Annotated in this window: 19 protein-coding genes and 1 pseudogene; 9 read left to right on the top strand and 11 right to left on the bottom strand. The window is 35.1% G+C overall.

All coding sequences use genetic code 11. The features are described 5' to 3' along the window. The first annotated feature begins 31 nt into the window (after positions 1-31). Complete coding sequence (locus AAGD79_RS03585) at positions 32-799, top strand: ankyrin repeat domain-containing protein (protein WP_341811112.1); 768 nt, start codon at positions 32-34, stop codon at positions 797-799. A gap of 72 nt (positions 800-871) precedes the next feature. Next, positions 872-3,085 (top strand): acetyl-CoA carboxylase biotin carboxylase subunit, encoded by a 2,214-nt coding sequence (locus AAGD79_RS03580; protein WP_341811111.1) that lies wholly within the window; start codon positions 872-874, stop codon positions 3,083-3,085. Here the strand turns inward: AAGD79_RS03580 and AAGD79_RS03575 are convergent. Genes AAGD79_RS03575 through AAGD79_RS03550 form a run of 6 tightly spaced genes read right to left on the bottom strand, consistent with a single transcriptional unit; the run spans position 3,034 to position 7,859 of the window. After that, positions 3,034-4,308: a COX15/CtaA family protein gene (locus AAGD79_RS03575; protein ID WP_265042791.1), complete on the bottom strand. Its 1,275-nt coding sequence runs from the start codon at positions 4,306-4,308 to the stop codon at positions 3,034-3,036. The genes AAGD79_RS03580 and AAGD79_RS03575 overlap by 52 nt on opposite strands. Beyond that, positions 4,266-5,864, bottom strand: coding sequence for a glycosyltransferase family 2 protein (locus AAGD79_RS03570; protein WP_341811638.1), 1,599 nt, complete (start codon positions 5,862-5,864; stop codon positions 4,266-4,268). The genes AAGD79_RS03575 and AAGD79_RS03570 overlap by 43 nt, the downstream gene beginning before the upstream one ends. Before the next feature lie 14 nt (positions 5,865-5,878). Next, positions 5,879-6,355 (bottom strand): hypothetical protein, encoded by a 477-nt coding sequence (locus tag AAGD79_RS03565; RefSeq protein WP_065094793.1) that lies wholly within the window; start codon positions 6,353-6,355, stop codon positions 5,879-5,881. An 8-nt stretch (positions 6,356-6,363) separates the two neighbouring features. Next, a complete protein-coding gene (locus AAGD79_RS03560; RefSeq protein ID WP_065094794.1) occupies positions 6,364-6,843 on the bottom strand; it encodes a hypothetical protein in 480 nt (159 codons plus the stop codon). A 3-nt stretch (positions 6,844-6,846) separates the two neighbouring features. Beyond that, entirely contained in the window at positions 6,847-7,074 is a 228-nt protein-coding gene (locus tag AAGD79_RS03555) for a F0F1 ATP synthase subunit C (protein ID WP_006014985.1), read from the bottom strand. 59 nt (positions 7,075-7,133) lie between these two features. Then, positions 7,134-7,859: a F0F1 ATP synthase subunit A gene (locus tag AAGD79_RS03550; RefSeq protein ID WP_022626288.1), complete on the bottom strand. Its 726-nt coding sequence runs from the start codon at positions 7,857-7,859 to the stop codon at positions 7,134-7,136. A gap of 229 nt (positions 7,860-8,088) precedes the next feature. Here AAGD79_RS03550 and AAGD79_RS03545 point away from each other — a divergent pair, with 229 nt between their 5' ends. Beyond that, positions 8,089-8,376 (top strand): hypothetical protein, encoded by a 288-nt coding sequence (locus AAGD79_RS03545; protein ID WP_077188073.1) that lies wholly within the window; start codon positions 8,089-8,091, stop codon positions 8,374-8,376. A 120-nt stretch (positions 8,377-8,496) separates the two neighbouring features. Next, on the top strand, positions 8,497-10,836 hold the full coding sequence (gene pheT, locus AAGD79_RS03540) for a phenylalanine--tRNA ligase subunit beta (RefSeq protein WP_253303032.1): 2,340 nt from the start codon (positions 8,497-8,499) through the stop codon (positions 10,834-10,836). On the opposite strand, the gene AAGD79_RS03535 is transcribed toward pheT, so the two are convergent. Together AAGD79_RS03535 and AAGD79_RS03530 are read right to left on the bottom strand one after the other, a co-directional pair. Then, the gene (locus tag AAGD79_RS03535) at positions 10,827-13,574 is read right to left on the bottom strand and encodes a hypothetical protein (RefSeq protein ID WP_341811110.1); all 2,748 of its coding nucleotides are present in this window, start codon (positions 13,572-13,574) and stop codon (positions 10,827-10,829) included. The genes pheT and AAGD79_RS03535 overlap by 10 nt on opposite strands. Positions 13,575-13,632: 58 nt before the next feature. Further along, the gene (locus AAGD79_RS03530) at positions 13,633-16,974 is read right to left on the bottom strand and encodes a class I tRNA ligase family protein (RefSeq protein ID WP_341811109.1); all 3,342 of its coding nucleotides are present in this window, start codon (positions 16,972-16,974) and stop codon (positions 13,633-13,635) included. A 176-nt stretch (positions 16,975-17,150) separates the two neighbouring features. On the opposite strand from AAGD79_RS03530, the gene AAGD79_RS03525 reads away from it, so the two are divergent. Further along, on the top strand, positions 17,151-18,617 hold the full coding sequence (locus AAGD79_RS03525) for a peptide MFS transporter (RefSeq protein WP_007548626.1): 1,467 nt from the start codon (positions 17,151-17,153) through the stop codon (positions 18,615-18,617). A gap of 139 nt (positions 18,618-18,756) precedes the next feature. Here the strand turns inward: AAGD79_RS03525 and miaB are convergent. Beyond that, positions 18,757-20,075: pseudogene (miaB, locus tag AAGD79_RS03520) on the bottom strand (tRNA (N6-isopentenyl adenosine(37)-C2)-methylthiotransferase MiaB). Positions 20,076-20,954: 879 nt separating this feature from the next. Here miaB and AAGD79_RS03515 point away from each other — a divergent pair. Further along, the gene (locus AAGD79_RS03515; RefSeq protein ID WP_141456678.1) at positions 20,955-21,284 is read left to right on the top strand and encodes a transposase; all 330 of its coding nucleotides are present in this window, start codon (positions 20,955-20,957) and stop codon (positions 21,282-21,284) included. Between the two features lie 122 nt (positions 21,285-21,406). Continuing rightward, positions 21,407-21,895 (top strand): transposase, encoded by a 489-nt coding sequence (locus tag AAGD79_RS03510; protein WP_341811108.1) that lies wholly within the window; start codon positions 21,407-21,409, stop codon positions 21,893-21,895. Here the strand turns inward: AAGD79_RS03510 and AAGD79_RS03505 are convergent. Both AAGD79_RS03505 and hemJ read right to left on the bottom strand, forming a co-directional pair. After that, positions 21,888-22,064: a hypothetical protein gene (locus AAGD79_RS03505; protein WP_341811107.1), complete on the bottom strand. Its 177-nt coding sequence runs from the start codon at positions 22,062-22,064 to the stop codon at positions 21,888-21,890. The two genes, AAGD79_RS03510 and AAGD79_RS03505, sit on opposite strands and share 8 nt — an antisense overlap. Next, entirely contained in the window at positions 22,061-22,489 is a 429-nt protein-coding gene (hemJ, locus tag AAGD79_RS03500) for a protoporphyrinogen oxidase HemJ (protein ID WP_010082641.1), read from the bottom strand. The genes AAGD79_RS03505 and hemJ overlap by 4 nt, the downstream gene beginning before the upstream one ends. 55 nt (positions 22,490-22,544) lie before the next feature. Here hemJ and pdhA point away from each other — a divergent pair, with 55 nt between their 5' ends. Together pdhA and AAGD79_RS03490 are read left to right on the top strand one after the other, a co-directional pair. Then, positions 22,545-23,525, top strand: a complete 981-nt coding sequence (pdhA, locus tag AAGD79_RS03495) for a pyruvate dehydrogenase (acetyl-transferring) E1 component subunit alpha (protein WP_341811622.1) — start codon at positions 22,545-22,547, stop codon at positions 23,523-23,525. A gap of 408 nt (positions 23,526-23,933) precedes the next feature. Further along, complete coding sequence (locus tag AAGD79_RS03490; RefSeq protein ID WP_265042769.1) at positions 23,934-24,857, top strand: RluA family pseudouridine synthase; 924 nt, start codon at positions 23,934-23,936, stop codon at positions 24,855-24,857. Positions 24,858-24,860 lie beyond the last annotated feature (3 nt).

Genomic DNA, 24,860 nt, shown 5'->3' with positions numbered 1-24,860 from the left:
TTAGTATTGGTTGAATATAGCGAGGTGAGTTATGGATGGACTTGTAGATATAGCAAAATTGCTTTCAGATAATGAAGCTAATATCAATTGGCGTTACACCGGCCCTTTTGATAAAACAAAACAAAGAGTACAGGCAGATAATCTCCTGCATTTAGCTGCAAGAATACAAAACAAAGGTAAATTTGTAGACATTTGTAAGAAGAACATTGCTTCTGTAACTGCGCATAATGAATATGGAGATAATCCATTTCATGAAGCAGCAAGAAGTGGAATTTTGCTGCCTGCAGTACAAGAGATTGTGAATGACTTAGAGACGGAAGCTGATAACAAAATTACGAAAGCAGAAGAAGCTGGAGATCGGAAAGAAGTAAGCAGATTGAAAGAGGAACTCAAATGTAATAAAAAATATATTAAAGATGCGCTCTGCAGTAAAGGCTATGCTTTTAATAAGAAGAGGGAAACTCCTCTTTATTACTTAAATGCTGCACAACAGAAAGAAATTAAGCAAATCGCAGGCATAAAAGACAGCTTTATATGTAACCAGAAGTTTCACCTGTGCTTATATATAATAGGAGCGATAGCATGTATCGCTGCTTTATGTTTGTCTTTATACTTTTTATTTTTAGTTTCTCAATCTCTTGCACTAAGCTCGATGGTTGCAATAGCTTCTGGCGGAGTCACATATCTGTCAGTTAAAGCATTTAGTGAGATACACGATTTACATGACGTAAGCACTCCAATGGAGGTTGTTAGTACTGATAGCCTCTTCAGCAACAAGGAAATAGAGGTTCCTGTTTAACGAAGCTAGAAATTACTTGCAGGCAATGATATAGAAATTTACTTTCTTAACTTAAGAAAGTATACTCATACGATGACGGAAAAGAAGTACAGTAAGATTTTAATAGCAAACAGAGGAGAAATTGCCTGCAGGATTATCAGGACTGCTCGTAGGATGGGTATATCTTGTGTATGCGTATATTCGGATGCGGATATAAATTCTGTGCATGTAAGGCAAGCAGATGAGTTAAGATATATCGGCCCTTCGCCTTCTTGCCTCAGTTATTTAAACATTGAAAAAATATGTGAAGTAGCAGTTGAAACAGGTGCTGAGGCGGTTCATCCTGGCTATGGTTTTTTAGCAGAAAATCCAGATTTTCCACGTGCTTTGCAGAAGCATAATATAGACTTCATCGGTCCCAGTGCAGAAACAATAGAAGTTACAGCCAACAAAATAACAGCAAAAGAAGCGGCAAAAAAAGCTGGAGTGAATGTAGTGCCAGGATATATGGGTAAGATCAGCGATGCTGCCCATGCAGCTCAAGTTGCTGAAGAGATCGGTTTTCCCGTTATGCTTAAAGCTGCATCAGGCGGTGGTGGCAAAGGAATGCGAATTGTAAATTCCAAAAAAGAAATTGAACTAGCGTTCACATCAGCAACAAATGAAGCAGAGAAAAGTTTTAAGGATGGCAGTATCTTTATAGAGAAATATATAGAACTACCAAGACATATTGAAATACAAATCATAGCAGATAAATATGGCAATATAGTGTGTCTTGGAGAAAGAGAATGCTCGATACAAAGGAATAACCAGAAAATAATAGAAGAAACGCCAAGTCCATTCATTAGTGAAGAAGTAAGACAAAAAATGTATGTCCAATGTGTTTCTCTAGCAAAGCAGGTTGGTTACTTTTCAGCAGGCACTGTTGAGTTTGTTGTAGATAAAGACCAAAACTTCTATTTTCTTGAGGTAAATACGAGATTGCAAGTTGAGCATCCAGTAACAGAATTTATAACTGGAATAGACATAGTAGAAGAAATGATTAGAACTTCCTGTGGAGAGAAATTAAGGTTTAGTCAGAATGGTATTAAACTTACTGGTTCTGCAATAGAAAGTAGAATTTGCGCTGAAGACCCATCGAAGAAATTTTTCCCTTCCAGCGGAAGAATGAAATATTACGATAAACCGGGTGAAAATGATTATGTAAGAATAGATGATGGAGTTGCTGCAGGTTCAGAAATTAGCATGTTCTATGATTCGATGATTGCCAAAGTGATAACATATGGAAAAGATAGAGTAGAAGCGATCAGCAGAATGCAAAAAGCATTGTCTGAATGCTATATAGAAGGAGTAACAAATAATATAGAATTTCTAGAATCCATCTTCCATCACCCAAATTTTATCGCAGCAAAGCTCCATACGAGATTCATTCCAGATCATTACCCTAGTGGGTTTCACGGCGATTTTGTTGCAGAGGAGTATATTAAAATATTTATTTTCACTGCGTTATATGTTCATTTGGAAAATGAAGAAAGGTACCATCATAAAGCAGTGAATGAAACATCTCAGGTGTCATTCCAGTGCGTGACACTGGAATCTAGTAAAAAAGAAGGGGCACCAGTATCAGCTACTCACTCTCCGGTGTCATTCCAGTGCGTGACACTGGAATCCAGAAAAGAAAAAGAGTGGATCCCAGTGTCACGCACTGGAATGACATCTTGTAGTATTGGGATAACACCTCATGATATTGGGGCAATATCTCATAGCGCTGAGATTACAGGTGGTTATGCAAGAGGTTTATTCATAGTGAATATAAATGACAATGAGTACTCCGTAAATGCAAAATACCAAGATAATATATTAATAACGGTATATAATCACAATAAATACTCCGTTATAGGCAAGTGGAAATCAAGTTATAGATTGCTATATATCACAATTAATGACGATACCAATATAGCACTTAAAATAGAAAGACAAGGCAGCAAGTACTTCATAAGACATGCAGGTATGAAAGCTGAGTGTTGTATATTAAAACCTCATGTAGCTGAATTAAGTAAGTTAATGCTAAATAATGAAACAGAAGGGATTTCAGCAGATGCTGTAAAATCCCCAATATCTGGTTTATTAGTTAAATTACACGTAAATGTAGGAGATCAGGTGGAAATAGGACAACCTTTATTTGTGGTGGAGGCAATGAAAATGGAAAATATCATATGTGCTGAAGTAGCAATGGTGATAAAAAATATTCCCGTTCAAGAAGGAAAAAATGTGCAGATCGGTGATGTAGTCTGCTTTCTTAAATAACACAAGAAGTACAAACTTGACCCAAACAAGATAAATGAAAACACTTGATGAGCTATGGCAATGGCTATTGGTATGTGTAACAAAAGAGTAACCACTCCTAAAATTATCTGAATGATGATGGAGAGCAGCATAATATATACCGGTTTTACGCTAGCATTTTTTACTGTGAGTATTACTACCAAAGTTAGTATTAGCAATGCCAGTGCTCGATGTATAAATTGCACTGTCGCTCTGTTCTCAAAGATATTCAGCCATATAGGCTGTAAGAAAAATAAATCTTCTGGAACGATTTGTCCGTCCATTAGTGGAAAGGTATTGTAAATCAAACCAGCATTTAATCCCGCAACAAATGCGCCGAAAATTATTTGTATTACAATTAGAATCAGAATAAGTATTGTGTAATATATACTACTGTTAGTAGATTGAAATCCTGTCATCCGAGTAGCTGACACACAACTGTACGAACGCTTACTTTTGAAAATAAATTGCACAGCAAATGGTGTCATGAAAGTAGCTGACACTGGAATCCAGCTTTTACTATGCAGCCACTTATTTAAAGTTAAGTTTTCTGGATCCCAGTGTCTGGGCACTGGGATGACATCTTTCTTGGTGAAAATTACTCTTATACTGCAATGTTCGTATAGTTGTGTACGTAACACTGGGATCCATATTTGGTAATCAAAAAATTGATATGACAATAATGCAAAGATAATTAATGCTAATAATAAGTGAAGTGCAAGCCTATAGTGGCTAACATGAGGTTCAGTTACTAAACCACTTTTAACCATATACCAACCAGCAAAAGCTTGTAAAGCTCCAAATAATAATGCCACACATAGCTTTATTACTACCTTTTTAGATATTTTTCTTCTTAATATGAAATATATAAATGGCAGGACAAAAACTAAACCTGTTAGTCTTGCAACCAATCTGTGTACATATTCTATTAAGTATATAGCGCGAAACTCCTCCATACTAATACCATAGTTAAGTGCTTTATATTCAGGTGTAGCTTCGTATTTTAATTTTTCTTGTAGCCAGTCTTGTTCACTCAGTGGTGGTAATGTTCCAGTAATTGGTTTCCACTCCGTGATTGACAATCCTGCTTTTGAAAGTCTGGTAAATCCACCAATCCCTACCATGAGAATTACCATGACCGAGCAGAGAAAAAGCCAAATAGCTACAGGTTTTGCTTCCATAAACCATGCTGAGTTTTGTTCCATCGCTCAGGGTAAAGAATAAATTCCCATAAGGCAAGAAAAGCTGCAACACTATGTAGCAGACTATAGACCGGAAAAAATATCGATACTATATAAAAATAAAAAGGCATCTTTTGCTGTTTGACAGCTATTACCAAAAGAATCAGGTTAGTAACGTATACCACTACAAAGTAGTACAAAAATAATCCATTTAAAACTTTAGTTAATATCAATGAAAGCAGTAAAAATGGAGTAGTAAAAAATATAAAAGCTGCAGAGCCAACAAAAAGATTCAATAGCAAAATTCCCTTAAATCCAGTGTGTTTATAAAGAGACTTTATATTTTTTAAATGAACAATATAAGTTTGCATATAGCCTTTGATCCAGCGCGCTCTTTGCTTAATCCAAGCAAATACAGCAATTGGTGACTCTTCCAATGTTTCTGAGTCAATCATCCTGGTTTTATATCCCATTTGCGCAAGTCTCAAACCGAGGTCAGCATCTTCGGTAACACTATAAGCATCCCAGAAAAACATTTTTCTTAGAATTTTTACTGAAAAATGATTACTGCTACCACCCAAAGGCATTGGCATGTTCATTTTTTGGAATCCAGGCAATAAGTATTGAAACCAGTTCATATACTCCAGAGAAAAGGATTTTGTGAGAAAATTACAATCACAATTATAGTAATTTAATTTCGCCTGTGTACAGGCTAACTTATCGTCGCCCTTATTAAATTCAATCAGTGCTTTTTTTAACTGCAATGGGTCTGGTTTATCGTCCGCATCATATATTACTGCATACTTTCCTCTAGCAAAGCTCATAGCATAATTGCATGACTTGGCTTTTGTTCTAGGCAAAGAATAAGGCACTTTTATTACTTCAAAATACTGCGGTAAAGTGTACTTTTCTATAGCTGCTAGCGTTTCTTGGTCATCACTTTCTACCTGAAGCTTCACATCTAATTTTGATTTTGGATAATCCAAACTTTCAATGCTTTCAACCAATTGCTCTATCACTGCACTTTCTTTAAAAGCAGGCAATAAAATAGTATATATAGGAAAATCTTCTTCACTCAGCTTACTATAATCCACTTTTTGGTTGGAGGTTTCACATAAGTTAAAAATTGTAGCTATAAACTTGAATAAATAGCTAGAACATCCGATTATAAATATCAACATCAAAGCAAAATATGTATATTTCTCTGTTAGTGTTAAAATTGAAGTTACAATAAAGAAAGAAGCAAAAAATATTGAGCTTAGTTTAATGCTTTTGGCTGAAAAATTAGGATTCTTGTAATATAAGTAGTTGCTTGCAAATTCTGAAATACCAAAGTGCGAGTTAAGAAGATTTAAAATCTGTTCGCTATCCACTTTTATTAATACATAGTCAATACCGTAATGAGCTTCGACCCAACGGTTGATATCTCGGCTTGTGTCTTCAACCATAAAAAAAGTAGTATTATTTAATTTTTGCCAAGGAATTATATTAAATTTATAGTAAAAAAGTTTCTCTGGCTCTTTGCACAAACTAGAATCAAACTTAATTTTTTCTACATTATCAGCTTGAAGTATAGGCAATTGTTGCATTGAACCTAATGCAATTTTTTATTTAAGTCACGTGAAAATGAAGATATGACCTCGCTACTACGCTTATCATCTTTACGTTCATGCATTATTTTTTTTACAGCATCAGCAGCTATATTCGCTGTGTTAGCCTGTAAATCTCCAAGAGCTTTTTCAACTTGGTCAGTGACTTTCTTCAAGTTAGAATGGGCATTGTCATCTAATGTCTGATCTAGCTGCTGTCTATTGTGCTTAATGATACTATTAGCTTTATCAAGTGCTTCATTCATCATTTTATTAACTTCTGCATCTAATTCTTTGTATTTTTTAGAAGATTTTTTGTAATACTCCAACATATCTTTCCTGAATTTTTCAGTTTCTTCACTTGAAAATTTGCTTTTGTTACGCTTATTGTTAAGCGCATTTTTTATCACTTTCTTTAGCAATTTATACGAAAGGACAAAACTTACCAAGAAGGCAAGACCGATAATCAGTGATGTAGACATAAAAACCCCTAAAATTCTTTGGACACCAAGTCAGCAATAAATTCCTCTTCAATTTCAGAATTAGTCAATTTAGTATAATAAATTAAAGCAATACTAGTAGCCATTTGTTTTAACTGATCAGTATATTCAGATTTAAATTCTGCCACTTTTTTTTCAATAAGCTTGCTCTTTTTTTTATCTTCCTCTTCTAATATATTCTTAACATTAGCTCTCATTTCTTCTACCTGAGCAAGTGCATCATCTATGATTTTTTTTGCCTGTATTCTAGCTTGGTTTAAAGCGGCATTATACTTGGCAACCTGATCTTCCGTGAGTCTTAAAAGATGAACAGAACTATTAAAAGAATCCAATACTTCTTTACTTCTAGTGCTTATTATTTCATCTAACTTTGGCAAAAATAAACAACTTACTACGAAAAAAAGTGAAGAGAAAAAAATTAAAAACCAAAAAACTTGAGAAAAGAAGGTTGAAACATCAAGCTGTGGCATCTGTTAAGCAGCAAATATTAATAACATTGCAAGTACAAACGCAAGCAATCCCATGATTTCAACCATGGCAGCACCAATATAAACATAACTTTTCATTTTACCTTCTGATTCAGGGTTTCTCGCAATCCCATTTAACATAGCAGAGAAGATATTAGCTATACCTAAACCAGCACCGAGCATTCCAAACACAGCTAAACCAATTGCTATAAATTTTAAAGCTACTAAATCCATATATTACCTTTAATTATTTCTTTATAATATAATTGTAAAATATTCTACAAGGAAGTCAATTACTTTACTGCATCTGACAAATATACACATGTTAATATAGTAAATATATAAGCTTGTAAAATTGCAACAAATACTTCAAATCCTATCAATGCAATTATGAACAAAAACGGCGCAGGAGTGAAAAATATGTTCATATTTACAATAAACCCTGCTATCACTTTGATGATTGTATGACCAGCAATCATATTTGCTGCAAGCCTTATTGATAGGCTAACCGGCCTTACTAAATAAGCAAACAACTTAATAATAATTATTATAGGTGCAAGCCACGAAGGAGTTCCTTTTGGTAGCAATATGCGTAAAAATTCTACTCCCCTTTCTTTAAATCCAACAATCGTTATATAAATAAAAACCACCATCGATAAAGCGAAGGTGACTATCACATGACTTGTGACCGTGAAACTATAAGGAAGAACACCAACTAAATTACACGATAAAATGAAAATAAATACTGTGAATATCAATGGAATGTGCTGCAAGCCTTTGCTTCCAGTGTTATTTTCTATTATTGAAATAACAAAATCATATACATACTCAACTGCAGCTTGCAAATATCCTGGTATTACTGACCCCTTCTTTATTCCAAAAAGCAAAAAGAGTATCATCAATATCACCGAAATCATCGTGAAAAAAGATGAATTGGTAAAGCTTACGTCATACCCAAATAACCTAGGTAACTCTATTATTGTATATACTTTAAATTGCTCTAGCGGATTTAACGCCATTTTGACCCTATGTACTTGAACTATAACAGTAAATAAAGTATGAATTTTATAGGACAAAGTCAAGGGTTAAGATAAGGCTCTGTGTTATTATAACATTGATACATTAACAAAATATGTAATTAGAGTGTTAATTACAGTCAGCTCTGTATTTTAAAATTTACTAATCTTATTAAATTATTTAACTTAACATCTTATTTTAATTATAATTTAATTTTTAGTGAGGTATATAATGAACGAAATAGATTTTATTAACGCTAATCATCCTTTAAATTTAGAGCAGGAATTTGGTAACGGATACATCAAATTGACAGATGGTTCCTTTAACGAATATACTGGCCATTATCAAATAGGAAGCGAAATACTAGATGAAAGCCATAATATGATAGGAGACTTAACTATAGATGGCTACATTCATAGCTTCCATGCAGATACCCACAATATGAATCTTAAATCCTTTACGGAGATAGATTTAAAAGGTGATATAAAGAAGATAAATTCTCTTTATAAGAAGATATAAAGTTACAAAAACTTCTGCATCATTGCTTGTGATACAGAAGTCACTTTTCATTCCACTACAATAAGCTTTAAAATCACCACATTTTACATTACAATAACTTTTTCACTTCTTTTTAGGTCCATGAAATTCACATTATCTTGGTTATTAGAACACTTAGAAACCAATGCTAGTTTAGAAGAAATTACCGATAAATTAACTCACATAGGGTTAGAAGTAGAAGATGTGATCGATAATTCCAGATTGACTGGGTTTATTGTTGCAGAGGTATTAGAAGTCGTACCTCATCCAAATGCTGATAAATTAAAATTATGTAAAGTAAATGATGGAAGTAAAATTCTACAAATAGTCTGTGGAGCAAACAATGTTAGAGAAGGTATGAAAACTGTACTTGCATCTCTTGGTAGCACGTTGCCAGAAAGTGATCTCACAATTAAGTCCACAAAAATACGAGGAATGCTAAGTGAAGGGATGCTCTGCTCTGCTTCTGAACTTGCGCTGGTTCAAGAGGAAAGTGAAGGAATAATCGAGCTTTCCGATGATTATAAAGTAGGGGATAAATTTTTCAATTGTGACCCTGTAATTGATATAAATGTTACTCCAAACCGTGGAGATTGCTTAGGCATTTATGGAATAGCTCGCGACCTTGCTGCAACTGGAATTGGGACATTAAAGACTTTAAGCATTCCACAACTTACCAGCTCCATAAATTCACCAATCGATGTTGAAGTTACTGACGGGGAAAGTTTTATTAGTGGAATATACATCGCCAATGTAAAAAATCAAGAAAGCCCAAAATGGTTAAAAGATAGGCTGGAATCGATAGGAATGCGCTCCATTTCTGCAATAGTTGATATCACGAACTATATTATGATATCTTTCAGCCGCCCAATGCACGCGTATGATGCAAAAAAAATAGAAGGAGAGCTCACAGTACGCAAAGCAAACGACGGAGAAAAATTTGCTGGTTTGAACGGTAAAGAATACTTATTAAACAAAGACATAAGCGTTATTGCAGGTGATAAAAATATTCATGGAATTGCTGGAATTATAGGTGGTAAGTGCAGTGAATGTACTCTTGAAACTACTGATATCTTTTTAGAGTCTGCTTGGTTCGATCCCATCTCTATTACTAAATCTTCAAGGCAGCTCGGCATCTCCACAGACGCTAGTTACAGATTTGCACGTTCAGTTGATCCTGGATTTACTTTTGATGGACTCAACCTTGCAGCTAAAATGATTCTGGACTTATGTGGTGGAGAAACCTCAAGCGTAGTGTCTGCTGGCAGTTTAGATAGTGCTGACACCAAGGTGAGCTTTGATTATCAGGATGTGAACAAGTTTGGAAGTGTGTCTGTATCGCCTGATGAGGTGCTTGATATCTTAACGAAACTAGGGTTTAGTATTGATAAAAAAACCGAAGGCAATTGGAATGTACAAGTACCAAGCTGGAGACCGGACGTGACAATACCGGCTGACCTAATCGAAGAAGTAACAAGGATATACGGCTATGACAAAATAAAAGAAGAACCACTACCAAATAATGTTGAAGAAGTAGATAGTACATACGACAATTTGCGTATTTTGATGACAAACAGAGGGTTTCATGAAGTGCTAACCTGGTCGTTTATGAGTGAATCAACAGCTGAAAAATTTGGTTACTCGAATAAGTTATTTATCATCGATAATCCGTTTAACAATAGCTTTAATATAATGAGACCAAGTATTATGCCAAATTTATTGCAAGTTACTGCTGATAATATTGCCCATGGAATATCTGATCTTGCAATCTTCGAAATTGGGCCGATTTACGATGGTGAAGCTCGGTCTAAACATGTTTTAAGTGGGATAAGAACAGGAAATAATTTACCACGAAACCATTATAATACTGATAGAAAAGTAGATGTTTTTGACGCAAAGGCTGATTGCATAGCAGCTTTGGAGTTTTTTAACGTCAATTGTGATAATTTAACGATAGAGAGAGCAGAAAAAGAACATTATCACCCAGGAAAGTCAGGCACTCTCTCTTTTAAGAATAAAGTAGCAGGTTATTTTGGAGAGTTGCATCCTAATATATTAGATCTTTTTGATATCAAGCAAAAAGTTGTAGGTTTTGAGGTGATATTAGAAAATATTGAAAATTTACCTGTAAGTAGAAAGAAATTTATCGATTATAAATACCAAAGTGTAAAACGTGATTTTGCATTTATTGTAAATAAGGATGTGAAAGTAGGTAACATAATCAATGTGGTAAAAAAAAGCTCAGAGCTCATCACAGAAGTTTTAGTATTTGACGTATACCATGGAAATAATATAGAATCGAATAAGATGTCTATAGCATTGTCAGTTACTTTCTGCTCTCCAACTCACACTTTAACTGAAAAAGAGATCCAAAAAGAATCAAGTGCTATAGTTAATTTAGTATGTGAAAATACCGGAGGAACTTTGAGAACTTATCGTTGAGTCACAATCATAGTTTCCTGCCGTTGCTGTGTCACACTTACTTCATCCAATTTATTTCCAATATTGAATTCAATATCCTTGAAAAATCTATCCCACATTCCATGCAAATGCTCTTCTATTTTAGGCCACACATCATTTTTAAATGTTACCCCATCATCAGAAAATAAATTACCTAAAAAGGCTCCAATACCTTCATAATTTGACTGAAAACATTGAAGAAATGTCTCTCCTTCTTTATAAGTATTATGTGCCACATTTAACGCTTTTCTCTCTGTAGTCTCTTTATAAGCATTTGATGCTCCAATCTTTATTGCACCAAACATAACTTTACTCCAGTTCTTAACTTTCTGTATACAACCTTCACTATTTCCTGGTATATTATTTATTATATCTTTTGTCAAATTATCTATCAAAGGAGACAATAAACCTTGATAAAAGTGCTTGATATTATTTTTTGTTTTTATCACAGGACTTTTTATGCATTTTTCTGCCAAATAGTATTCAAGTTCCGCTTCCTCTAACAACTTCTTAACTGCTTCTTCGTTAAAAGTTTCACGCTCGAACTCCTTCAGTAAATCATCCTCTATTATTGCAAACTTTATTTTTTCGCGAGATTCTAGTTCTTCTATATAATCATTTTTTGTTTCTTCATTTATCAACAATCCTTTTTCTTCTAATTCTAACTGTTTTAATGCTTTGAGAATTTCTTGGTTATTTTTCAAATGCTTCTCTATTAATTTTGTACTTGGATGCTGTTCTCCTTTCCTATTTCGCTCACCTTCTAAATATTTGTTTAAATCCTCATTTTCTTCTATTACTTTCCTTAACGATATAGGTTGCTCTAAGCATTCTGCAATTTCCGCTCGGTGCGCATTAATCCTCTGTACTAAATCCGGCTCCTTTTCCTCTAACAGCTTACATGAATCCTCTATACCCTTTGCTTGGCCTTTGAGTACATTTTGTTTTTTGCATTTCGTTATTTCTAAATATATCTTTGCTACAAAAGCATTTACTTTATCTGAAGCTTCTTTTAAATTCTCACTCAAAGAACCTTTTATCTCCTTTTCTAAATCCCGAAACTGGTCTATTAAGCTGAGCATACCTAATAGGCCTAACTCACCCTTGGCTTTTTTCATTACTGATTTTACTAGCCTTTGCTCAACTTCTTGATCATCATACTCGAACTTAAAAAGACCTTCTAACCTTCTTCTTAAAACATCACCTGCTAAATTATTCTTTTTTACATCTCCATATATTTCTTTCAATTTTTCATGTATCCTAATATATCTTTTTTGTCCTTCTTTTTTTAAAAGATTAATCTCTTCTTTAGCATTACCTAGAGCTGTCTCTGTTTCTCTACTATGTATATATTTATAAACATCAATAATTGTTCTCTTAGCTATCTTCCCTTCTTCTTTAAGCCGCTTCCATTCTGCTTTAAATATAGGAAGCTCACTATCATCTAAAACATCCGGTACTTTTGCTCCTGCTTTTTTCAGATCTCTTATTATCACTTCTTTCTCACCTGGTAATTCCTTACCTTGACTCTCTAATTCCTGTCTCACTAAAGAATTTTTTATCTCATCTTCCAGTGAAAAACCTTCTTTCCGTCTATCCAGCTGAAACCTAACTGCTTGTATAAAGGCAACTTGATAGGCGTTGTATATTAAGTGAGTTGTCAACTTAAAATCTATGCTACTTACCACTTTTAACCTGAATTCGTCCAACAATTCCTTCAATTTATCATATGTAATCTCTTTCTTTTCTAGCTTTATCAGTTCTTCCATAGTCTTCGCAAATTCTTGAATAGAAGTTGCAAGCACATCCTTGATTTCATTGCGTAAGGGCTTAAGACCATTTTTTAAATTGATGTTAGTTGACAATTTCAGTACGATGCTATGCTCTGAATCCCGCGTCACATCAAACCACTTGTTATTTTCATTTTCATACAAATCTCTAAGCAATCGTTTAAATTGCGGTGGAAATTCTATTTCCATATCCCACGCAATATTTGGTCCAGTAACTTCCTTTTCATGAAAAGACACCTCAATATTTTGATGCTTATTAGAATACCGCCCCATACTTATTTTAAGAGCAGTAACTAAAGAGTGAGATAAATCTCTATTTAAAAGATAAAAAGTAGCCAAAGCAATTGTTGCAGGAATAAGTAATGCTGCAAGCATAGCTATATTAACAAGAATCACTATTGCAGCAAGAACACCATATACCAGTCTTTTTGCTGTACTTTCACTTACTTCACTTTTTTTTGTTTTATTCTCCTCTGAACTGATTTGTGTCTTATCATTTGTTTTTAATTTATTATATACGGCTAATCCTAACGCAGTGAAAACTATATAAGGAAACATTAAAACTGATAGAGCTAAATTTAATACTTTCTTCTCCGGGCAAGCTCGATTTACCTCTTTAAATATTCTACTTGATATATTATACCAAGAAGTAAAAAAATCAGAGTTATAATCTTTATAATGAAATATACTGAGTGGAACGTTAAAATTAGCTAACGGCTCTTGTTCTTCCACAGCATCAAAAAATTCTTCTTCCTCTTCTGAAGTAGCAAGACCTAAATCATTCCCTTCTTCTACATTAGAAACAGCTTCCATAGCATCAAAAGACTCTTCCTCTTCCAAAGTAACATTGGAAATAGATTCTACTTTACCTAAATCATCACTATTGTTATTTAAGTCAACAACTTTCTTACAATCTACAACAGCATGCATACCATAACCTTACCTCAAGTAACCTAAGTATAGCATAAACAATGACAACTTTCAACTACTAATAATTTAACCTAATACCAACTATCAAATTTTGGTACTCCTTAAAATAAAAGTTAGTTCCAATTTCTGTATTAATGTCCAAAGATAAGGTAAGGGTCTGCTCTTTTATATATTCAATCCACGTATTTATTGCTTCCTTAATTTTCTCATCTTCTGTTTTGATTATTACTCTGATTCTATCGGACATATGAAAATCAGCTTGTTTCCTGGTTTCCTGAATGAGCCTCACGACATCTCTTGCAAGCCCTTCTAGAATTAATTCATCATTTAGTTCAGTATTTAGAATGACAATCCCTTTATTGTTATCAAATACAGAGGAATATTCACTGTTTGCTTTTAACAATAGTTCATATTCGCCTTTTTCTATAATATAGTTCTCTGATTCGTCTCCTAGAAATATCTGCTCATTCTCAACTTGCTTCCATTTTCCCTCCTTGACATATTGAACTAGCTTCTTGATTTTGTCTGGAATTCTTTTCCCAAGCAGTGGGAAATTTAGCTTTAACTCTAGTGATGCAATACCTTCAAGTCTGTTTACTAATTCCAAGCTTTTTACATTCACCTCATCTTTTATCATCTCCTGGTACTCATTTGAATTTGCAGCACACTGGATCCCAGTGTCAGCTACTTGGATAACAGGAGAGAACTCTGGGATGACAGAAAGCGGTTCACCTTCAAGAAAACTACAGGAAGACTGATGATAAATGATCATACTGCCAAGCGGCTGTCTGATACGTATATTAAAAGTGTTTCTGATCGAAAGTGCAGAGTTGCACACCTCTCTCACTAGATCCATCTTGGCAATGAGCTGACTATCAAACTTCTCTAATTGTGGAAAATTAGCCAAATGAACAGATGTTTCTTCATACTTAAGCCCTTGCCATATATTCTCTGTTATAAGTGGCAACAAAGGAGCTGCAGCTCTTAGTATGTAATAAAAAACCGTATATAGAACATTATAAGCACCAGTTTTATCCTGATCCAAATCACTTTTCCAAAAACGCTCGCGACTGCGACGAATATACCAATTATTTAGCACTTCAAAAAAGTTCATTAAAATTTTGCAAGCCTCTTGGGAGTTATAGCTGTTCATAGAAGCTTGGATACTTTCTACAGCTTCAAAACATTTGGAAATCATGTAGCGATCAATAGTACTTTGATAATCCTTACAAACTTCAGCTTTAATTCCATCTGCATTTGCATACATAGTAAAAAAGTGATAACTGTTCCAAATAGGTTTTATTACGTTTTTCAGAACATCTCGTATTGAGTTTCCTTCTTTATCAAGTAGCAAATTACCACCACAAACAATAGATCCAGAAAGCATAAGAAAACGCAGCGCATCAGAACCGTATCTATCAAAAACCTCCATTGGATCTGCATAGTTATTCAAACGTTTGGACAATTTTTGCCCTTTTACATCCAAAACAACACCGTGGCATATGCAGTTCTTAAATGGTTCCCTATCAAACAAAGCAGTAGACAATACAAAGAGCGTATAAAACCACCCCCTGGTTTGTGCTATGTACTCGGTAATAAAATCCGCAGATTCAAACCACTCCTTATTTTCAAACGGATAGTGGATTTGCGCAAATGGCATCGAGCCAGATTCAAACCAGCAGTCAAACACGTCAGGTACACGGCGCATAACTGATTTTCCTATTGGGTCATCAGGATTTGGTCTTGTTAAAGTATCGATAAATGGTCTGTGCAAGTCGTCTATTTTAACATTAAAATCTCTCTCCAGTTCTTCTATTGAACCATATACATCTACTCTTGGATATCTCGCATCGTCTGATTTCCATACAGGGATTGGTGTACCCCAGAATCGATTGCGTGAAATTGACCAGTCGTGTGCCCCTTCAAGCCATTTTCCAAATTGACCATCTCTAATGTGGTTTGGTATCCAATTAACTCTCTTATTTAGCTCTACCATTCTGCTTTTGAATTTTGTAACAGCAACATACCAAGAAGGCATAGTGCGATAGATCAAAGGAGTGTCAGTTCTCCAGCAGTGTGGATAATTGTGAATATATTGTTCAGTTTTAAACCAATTCCCTTGCTCTTTTAATTTTTTTATTACTGTATCATTGGTATCAAAAACATGAACCCCTGCCAAATCTGAAATTTCAGCAGTAAATTTTCCACTGTTATCAATTGGACAAATAACTGGAATATCATGGCTTTGGCAAAGGTAAAAATCTTCCTCACCAAATCCAGGAGCAGTATGCACAACGCCAGTACCGTCTTCTTCCGTCACATAATCAGCAATAAAAACGCGAAATGCATTTTTTGTGTCTTTAAAATAGTCAAACAGTGGTTTGTAAGAAAGACCTGCAAGATCATTCGCTTTAAGTTTTATATTGCAGTTTTCATATGGAATATTGTTTTGTTCAGAGTGGCTGATAAATTTCTCTAAGTAGCTTTCAGCAAAAATGTATATTTCACCATTCATTGAACTTCCTTCACTACTCCCTGTCATCCCAGTGCCCAGACACTGGGATCCAGAAATAGATTCCAGCGTCACGCGCTGGAATGACATCAAAGGGTGGACTGACACTGCACAATACTTAATATCTTTTCCTATTGCTAAAGCCAAGTTGCTCGGCAACGTCCAAGGAGTTGTAGTCCAAGCAAGTAATTTACACTTTCGTTTAACACTTTTAAATTGCTGTGGGTTTTCTAAAAGCTCAAATGCAACAGTTACAGCTTTGCTAACTTTTTCTCTATACGCGTTATCAAGCCTTGTTTCGAAATTAGATAATGGAGTTTCGCATGCCCAGCTATATGGTACAACGCGCACTGATTCATACACCAGACCCTTATCATAAAGCTGCTTGAATGCCCACATGACCGACTCCATGAATGATTTATCCATAGTCTTATAGTCATTGTGAAAGTCTACCCACCTTGCTTGCCTATTTACATACTTCTCCCACTCTGATGAAAATTTCATCACAGAAGTACGGCAATGATCGTTAAATTTATCTATACCAAACTTCTCTATCTCAGTTCTACCAGATATTCCAAGTTCTTTTTCTGCACCCATCTCAGCCGGCAATCCATGGCAATCCCAGCCAAATCTACGTTCAACCCTTTTTTGAAGCATAGTTTGATATCTTGCAAATGCGTCTTTGATGAAACCAGTGAGTAAATGTCCATAATGCGGAAGTCCATTTGCAAACGGAGGCCCATCGTAAAAGACAAAACAATTATCCTTGGAACGTTCTTCAACTGACCGCTCAAAAACTTTGTTTTCCTGCCAAAATTTTATGATTTCCTTTTCTAACGATGAAAAATCAGGACTACTTACTGTATCAGGATAATGCTTTGACTTCATGTTCGCTATGTAAAACTAAAGAATATAGGGCTTTCTGAAAAATTACAAATTCAAAAATATTTCCGTAGCTCACACCCCAACAAACTATTCTGCCAAGCTTCCAATACCTTTTTTTAAGTTTTACTTGCAGTTTTTATTGTTTTACTTAACATTAACCCAAGCTTTAGGGGTATTTTATGGATCAGAAGACAGATAAGTTTCCACAATTTTTAAAAATGTTGTGCTTTGTTGAAATGTGGGAACGTTTCTCTTACTATGGAATGAGGGCACTTTTGGTCCTATTTTTGACTTCTCACTTAGGTTTCACTGATGAGAGGGCCTTTACTATTTACTCATTATTTGCTGCAACAGGTTATGCTATACCAATACTTGGAGGTTTTTTAGCTGATAAGTTGATGGGATTCCGCAACATGGTGTTGCTTGGAGGGATAGTGATGATAGCAGGTCATGCTTGCATGTCATTGGTTAAGTTTGAACCAGGTTTATTATATTTAGGTTTATCTCTAATAGCCATAGGTACTGGTATGTTTAAAGGGAACGTAACTAACTTACTTAGTTCATGCTATGGCAAAGACGATCCTGAACGTAGCAGAGGCTTTACTTTATTTTACGTAGGTGTGAATATTGGAGCAATATTGGCTTCTATTTCATGTGGTTATGTAGCCCACTTGTTTGGCTGGCACTACGGCTTTGGTTTAGCTGGTATTGGGATGTCTATAGGGCTAATCTTTTTTCTCAAATTTCAGAATCTTTTAGGAGATAGCGGCCTTTCTCCTTATCCAGAGCTTATGAATAAGCGCATATTAGGGATTAAAATTTTTGGTATAGTATTGATAGGAAGCTTTCTGTCATCATCAATAATTGCTAAAATGCTTATACATAGTGAATTTTTTACTAATATGCTCATATTTATTGGAATAACAGCTCTGGGCATATTTATTTATATAATATCTAAATTATCAGCAGAACAAAGACGAAAATTAGTGGCATTATCTATTCTTGTGGTATTTTTCTTGTGTTTTTTTGCTTTAGAAATGCAGCTTGGCTCTTTGGTTAACTTATTCACCGAAAGAAACGTTATTAACAATGTATTAGGTATAACAATCCCAGCTTCAGTTTCTCAAGCCATAAATCCTTTGTCAATTATAATATTTGGCTTTCTTTTTGGAACATACATGAAGTTTAAGCAAAAATATGCAACTTCCATGTTTACCCTTGGCCTTCTGACAATGGCTATGTGTTTTTTCACACTGTACATAGGATGTTTAAACTCTAACATTGAAGGTAAAGTAGAATACTTATATTTAATAATTGCTATCTCCTTTATGGGACTGGGAGAATTATGTATTGCTCCATTAGTCCAAGAACAAGCAACTACACTAGCCCCCAAAAACCTTAGAGGAGTAGTGATGGGTATAGTAATGCTGTCATTAGCGTTTTCTAACCTAGCCGGAGTTGCAATATCAAAATTTATGTCAGTTCCTTCAGTAAATGGTAAAATAAATTATTTAGAATCTTTAGAAATATATAAAGAGGGTTTTTTAAAGGTGGGAATATTTAATTTAATGCTCGTTATTGTATTTTTATTCTTCTTCAATTTTATACATAAAGTTGTTACTAACTCATCTTGTACAAAAAATTGATATAGGTAAGCTCAAATTTGTAGGTTTAAGGTACCCGTTCAGCAGAGGTAGCAATTAAACTTTGTAACTTTTGAAAAAGATTATGATTGCATTTTTTCAATACTCTTTGCTTAAGATTTATATTTAACGCTGCTTAAAATCAGTGAAATGCACACCCCAGCAAACTACTCTGCCGAGCTTCCAACACTTTCACATTTACTATTTTGTCCCTGTATTTATCTTCAGAATCATCAATGCACACTGATTGCATATATGGGCTTTTACCAATAATTTGGTTTTGGTGTTTACCTTTTTTATCGCTAAATAGAACAGGTATAGTTTTACCTACCATACTCTGGTTAAACTCAAGTTGTTGCTTACTAATTAATTTCTGTAAACGAAGAAGGCGCTCTATTTTAACCTCTTCTGGTACTTGATCTTTTCTTTCCGCTCCCGGTGTGCCTGGTCTTGGGCTGTATTTAAAACTATAAGCCTGAGCATATCTAACTTTTTCTACTAATTTCATAGTTTCTTCAAAATCTTTTTCGGTTTCTCCAGGAAAACCAACAATAAAATCAGAAGAAAATTCGATTTCAGGTTTCAATTTGCGAAATCTGTCTATTATTTCCAAATACTCCTCTGCAGTGTGTTTCCTGTTCATCGCGTGCAATATTTTATTCGAACCAGACTGCACAGGCAGGTGAACAAACGGCATGAGCTTTGGCTCTTCCGCATGTGCCAAGTAGAGAGATTCATGCATATCTCTTGGATGAGAAGTTGTATAACGAATCCTCTCTAGCTTTTCAATTTTAGCAATATGACTAATTAATTTTCCTAAATCCCACACTTCCCCTTCGCACTCCCCATGGTAAGCATTGACGTTCTGACCAAACAAATTGATCTCATTTGCCCCATTTGCAACTAATTTCAATGCTTCACGAAATATTTCATTCACTGGCCGTGAATACTCAGCTCCACGAGTATAGGGCACTACACAAAACGTACAAAATTTATCACAACCTCTTGTATGGCAAGAAACGCAGAAGACCCCTGGCTATTGCCATAGCATTCATCTGGCAATTTATCAAACTTTGCAACTTCAGGAAAATCAGTGTTTATTACATGACCTTTACTTCTGCTTGCTTTGACTATCAGCTCCGGTAAGGTAGCGATACTCTGCGGACCAACAACAATATCAACAAAAGGAGCCCTTCTGAACACTTCTTCTCCCTCTGCTTGCGCTACACACCCAGCCACCACTATAGTCATTTCTTTTCGTAACGAATGAATCTTCCCAAGCTCTGAGTAAAGTTTTTCTGCTGCCTTCTCTCTAATGTGACAAGTATTCAGTATCACTAAATCGGCTTTCCCTGCATCACTAACAACGTTGAACCCCAAAGGTTTAATTACATTTTCCATTAAAACGGAGTCATAAACGTTCATCTGACAGCCGTAAGTTTTAATATATAGGCCTTTCATATTTGGTATGTCTTTTTCAAAATTTCTTCACCCTACACGTAAATGTCTAACAGACCAGCGCGTGACGCTAGTGAACTTGCTAGCACAATAGATTTTGACAAAATTATACGAAAAACTGGATCCCAGTGTCAAGCACTGGGATGACAAGTTCTCGGCAACCCCTACGTCATACCATCACGGTATCTCTAGATCCCGCTAACAAGTAGCGGGATGACGGTTGTCAGGGTGTCATGAAAGTAGCTAACACTGGCTTCCATCCAAGAGGGCAGTGCCCTCTTCTTGTCATCCCAGTGCTTGACACTGGGATGGCTTTGTTGCATCGCTACTTATGAAAGGCTAACTATAGTTAGGATTATAAGCAACCTATTGAAAATCTTGTTTTTTTGCAATCAATCTGATCAAATTTAAGAATAGTAATTTGTTATTTATATTAATAAATTTAATTCTATTGAAAATAGCTAAAGCATTGAAATTCTTGAATTTTAGCCGGATTGGTAAATGGTAGTGAAATTTCTTTTACTCAAATTTAGGTATTCATTGACCGTTCTTGTTATAAATACCAGAATAATAAGCTACTGATATTCCCTATCTTTTTTATCTTTAATCCATCATAGCTAGCGATGCAACAAAGCCCACTGGGATCCAGGAAAAAGAATGGTGTCATCCGAGTAGCTTGACACTGGCATCCAGGAAACTTAATTGCAAGTAATGCATTGAGTTTGGTGAGTATGGGTTTTGCGTTATAGAATGAAGCACTTTTGGTGAATTTGTAAAGAAAGCTGGATCCCAGTGGGCTTTATTGCATCGCTCAAGTGAAAAGAACTGGCAGTTACTGACAAAATTCATTATAAATAGCCATTTAACTGTTGAAGAAAAAATATGCCACAAAAAATGAGAGTCAGTAACTGCCATGAATATAACAAATTTCTCCAAGAAAGAGGAAGCATTTTTTGTTATATCAATGACGCCATAGAAAATTGGTACGAGAATTGTCCAAAAATGCAGGGCGGCAACTATATTTATAGTGATAAAGTTGTGATTTTGGTGCATATAATCGTCAGTTTCTTTAGAATTGGTTTAAGACAAACAGTCGGGTTTATAAAAGGGTATTTGCAACAAATAGGAAGAGATTTGGCAGTTATCAGCTATTCACAAGCATCAAGAAGGTTTAAGAAACTTAATATTAAGATAAATGATTGCAGAAAATAATATGGAAGATATCGAAATTGCTATAGACAGTACAGGAATTAGTATATACAACAACACACAGTAAGGAAAATAGCACTGACAGAAAATATCGTGGCTATGAGCAAACGAGAAAATTGCACGTAATGTTGAATATAAACAACAAAAAAGCCATAGCTGTAAAATACAGTAACGGTGTCTACTCTGATCACTATGGAGCTTGTGATTTGCTAAAAGAAGTTGATTTTCAGCATGCCATAAAAGCACTATATGCAGATAGAGCATGTGATAGGCACAAGTTTTATAAGTTGTGTAACGAATATGATATAAAGACAAAAATTCCACCAATAAACAATGCGGCAGAACATCCAGAAATAGATTATATGTCTAACAGGAATACTGCTATTAGGTTAATAAAATTATACGGTGAAGATGGCATGAAAGAATGGAAAAAAGAAGTAAATTATGGGAAAAGATCTTATATTGAAGGGTTTTTCTCAAGATTAAAGCAAATATTCGGATTTAGTTTTAGGAATAAATCTGAGATAAATCGAGAAAAAGAACTGCTAATCAAATGCTATTTGCTTAATAAATTCACTGATATTGGTATGGCTAAATTTGAGATAGTTACATGAATTTACCATAAATCACCATCTCATAAAGTGTGATGCAACAAAGCCATCCCAGTGTCAAGCACTGGGATGACAAGAAAGGGAGCACTGGAATTTTTATTTCAGTATTGTACATTAGCCATGCATCTGAACAGATACGAGCTTTCTGCTTTTTTTGGGTAAGGTCAGTCAAAAAGGTTTTACAACAACCATAATAACTATAACTATTATCAATACTGTAACTGCTTCATTTAAAACGCGAAAATAAATATGTGACTTCTTATTCGAACCCATTGCAAAATTTTTCCTATATTTTGCAAGTAGCATATGAATAATTAACATCAAAAGTATTGCAAATGCTTTTACATGAAACCATCCTTCACGATATGCTTCCCTAATAACCATTAGTGTAATTCCAAGACCAAGTGAGAAAAGCATTGCAGGGTTTATGATATATCTAAGTAGCCTCTTTTCCATTGTTTGAAGCAAGCTATCATTTTCCGATCCCGGTTTTACAGTTGCATGGTAGACATAAAGCCTGGGTAAATAAAGCATACCTGCCATCCACATGATAACAGAGATAACGTGAAAAGCCTCAAGCCAGTGGTAATAGTTCATTAGCAAAAATTTAAAATTCCTGGTATTGTGTTAGTTTAATGAAAAAGAAATCGATATGAAAGCAGAAAATTTCACTAAAGAACAGATAATTGGATTCTACAGGAAAATGCTACTCATACGCAGATTTGAGGAAAAAGCAGGACAATTATATGGGATGGGATTAATAGGCGGGTTCTGTCACCTATCAATAGGACAAGAAGCAGTTGCAGTTGGAACTCAAGCTGCATCAAAATTAGGTGACGCTTTTATCACAAGTTATAGAGACCATGGCTTAATGCTCGCATGTGATTCTGATCCAAATGTTGTAATGGCAGAGCTTACCGGCAAAGAAACAGGATGCTCGAAAGGTAAAGGTGGTTCGATGCACGTATTTGACGTTGAAAAAAAATTCTTCGGCGGGCATGGAATAGTGGGAGCACAAGTTCCAATTGGCACAGGAATAGCATTTGCTAATAAATATAAGAAAAAAGATAATGTGGTATTTACATATTTTGGCGACGGTGCTGCAAATCAAGGACAAGTATATGAATCGTTTAATATGGCATCTTTGTGGGAGTTGCCTGTGGTTTACATCATAGAAAATAATGAATACGCAATGGGAACCTCCGTGCAAAGGTCAACTTTAGTAACAGAGTTATATAAAAGAGGAGAAAGTTTTGGTATTCCTGGAAAACAAGTTGATGGAATGGATTTTTTCTCTGTTTATGAGGCTACAAGCGAAGCAGAGGAACACACACGCAGCGGAAAAGGGCCTATCCTGCTTGAAATGAAGACATATCGATATCGCGGTCACTCAATGTCAGATCCTGCTACTTATCGCTTAAAAGAAGAAGTTGAAGATATGAAGCAAAATCATGACCCTATAAGCACTTTAAAGAAATACATGACAGATAATAAAATGGCTTCAGAAGAAGAGTGCAAAGTAATTGATAAGGAAATACGTGATTTAGTAAAAAAGTCGGAAGATTTTGCCAAAAATAGTAAAGAACCAAGCGTTGATGAGCTGTATACTGATGTTTATAAATTTGTTAGCTAATTTTTTTATCCAGAACTGTACAAACATTGTATAGTAAACGATGTCATCCAAATAGCTCCTTCTCCCGTCATCCAAGTGCCCTCCTTTTTTTGTCATCCCAGTGCTCTGACTACTTGGATCCAGCTGAGTTGGTGAGTATAAAAGTATAGCTAACGCAAGCTCTACGTCATGCCGCCGCGAACCGTCATCCCGCTGCTTGTTAGCGGTATCTCTAGATCCCGCTAACAAGCAGCGGGATGACGGTTGTCAGGCTAGCTGTCATCTCAGTAGTCTCCTTCTCCTGTCATCCGAGTAGCTGACACTGGTTCCTTTATGACGGCAGTAGCCCCTTCGGTGTCATTCCAGTGCTTGACACTGGAATGACACCAATAATTGACATTTCACTAGATATTCATTATAAATAATGGAATGCTACAAAGTATAAAAACCATATTAATAGAAGACGATAACGTTAGGCTGGATAGGTACATCAGAAGAATCTTTCCTGATCTAAAGCAATCTGTAATTGAAAAATCTTTAAGGAAAGGATTAATCAAAGTTGATGATTGCAAAGCAAAGTCCAGTGATAGAGTAAATTCTGGGCAAACTATAACGCTGAAGCACTTGAATTACATTGAGAACGCTAATTCTGATCGCAAATATAACGAAAAGTTAGTGAATCTACTAAGAGAGAACATATTATATGAAGACGAATATATATTAGCTATAAACAAACCCGCAGGGGTCATCGTTCAAGGTGGCGTAAAAGTAAAGATTAGTATTAGTGATTTGCTTGACCAAATAAGAGAGGGAGAAACATTTAAAATTGTCCATAGGCTAGATAGAGATACGAGTGGAGTGATAATATTCGCACGCAATGCTAATGTTGCAAGATACCTTATGGAGGAATTTAAAGGACGAAGAGTAAAAAAAACTTATTTAGCATTGACTTCTGGCATACCGAGCAAGGATAGTGGAACAATAGACTATCCATTGGCGAAAAAATATGTTTCAGGTCAAGAAAAAGTGATCGTTGATGAAAATTCACCTCAAAATGCCACTACGCATTTTTCAATTATAGCAAAATCCAAACACAATGTTGCTTATTTAAAATTACAACCAATTACCGGCAGAACCCATCAGTTACGTGCACATTTAGCTCATATAAATTGCCCTATTCTTGGTGACGGTAAATACGGCGGTAAAAAAGCTTTTATTGACGGAGTGGCAAGTAAAATTCACCTTCATTCGCATTCTTTATTTTTAAAATTGCCAAACAATAAAGAAATCACTATTACCGCTCCTATCCCTAAGCACATTGAAAAGTCTATTGAAGCGCTATTTTTCGACTGAAAC

It is taken from the genome of Wolbachia endosymbiont (group A) of Oxytorus armatus (assembly GCF_964027005.1).
GTDB lineage: Bacteria > Pseudomonadota > Alphaproteobacteria > Rickettsiales > Anaplasmataceae > Wolbachia > Wolbachia pipientis.
The sequence above is the reverse complement of the archived record's forward strand: the minus strand, read 5'-3'. Positions and strand labels throughout refer to the sequence as shown.